The organism is Vibrio sp. HI00D65 (genome assembly GCF_001635455.1).
GTDB lineage: Bacteria > Pseudomonadota > Gammaproteobacteria > Enterobacterales > Vibrionaceae > Vibrio.
Genome location: NZ_LWEH01000343.1, coordinates 1 through 718, shown reverse-complemented (window position 1 = coordinate 718; position 718 = coordinate 1). Strand labels below are relative to the sequence as shown.

Sequence of the window (718 nt, the reverse complement as noted above, 5' to 3'; positions counted from 1 at the left end):
TATGTTGGAGATGAAGTCCCTTTCCAAGTAACTCCTATAGACGTAGTAGCAATGCAAGCAAAGTTGATCGGCTTGCCACTTATCACCATCGAGCTTCCGGAAGTGTTCCCAAGCAACGAGGTTTACCAAAGTACGATTGTCTCGGCACTTAAAGATTCTGGCTTATCGATTGATGCCGTCGCATTCGGTGATATGTTTTGTAACGGCATTGCGGACTATAGAAGAAGCTATATTGAACCTGCAGGCTGGGAGTGTGTGTTTCCTCTTATGGGAGAGAGCAGTCAGGTGCTAGCACAAGAGATAATAGATAGAGGCATCGAAACTTTTCTCGCCACTGTCGAAAATAATGTATTAGATATTAGCTACTGCGGGCTGAAATATACCGATGAGTTAATAGCAAGCTTACCGAACCATGTTGATCCGTGTGGTGAAGATGGTGAGTTTCATACCCTAGTGACCTCTGCGCCATGCTTTAGAGGAAAGCTTGATATAGAGCTCGAAGTGATAGAGCAAGGTGAACGTTTTGTACATCAACGTTATCGAGCTTGCATTGTATAGCGTGAGGATTTGCGAAAACTAAGTGAAGGGGTATTATTGCTGCGAAACTACATATAGGTAATCGTTGTGTCGGATAGTCTACAAAAAAATATATTGGTCTTTGATTCTGGGGTAGGTGGGTTATCTGTCTATAAAGAGATGAGTCAGCTATTACCCAATC

At 42.9% G+C, this 718-nt stretch carries 1 protein-coding gene and 1 pseudogene; both read left to right on the top strand.

Annotation, left to right across the window (positions count from 1 at the left end):
• Positions 1–558, top strand: a 558-nt coding sequence (locus A3712_RS19725) for an ATPase (RefSeq protein WP_063524732.1), incomplete at its 5' end; no start/stop codon positions are given.
• A gap of 60 nt (positions 559–618) precedes the next feature.
• Positions 619–718: pseudogene (locus A3712_RS27520) on the top strand (glutamate racemase); the annotation flags it as partial.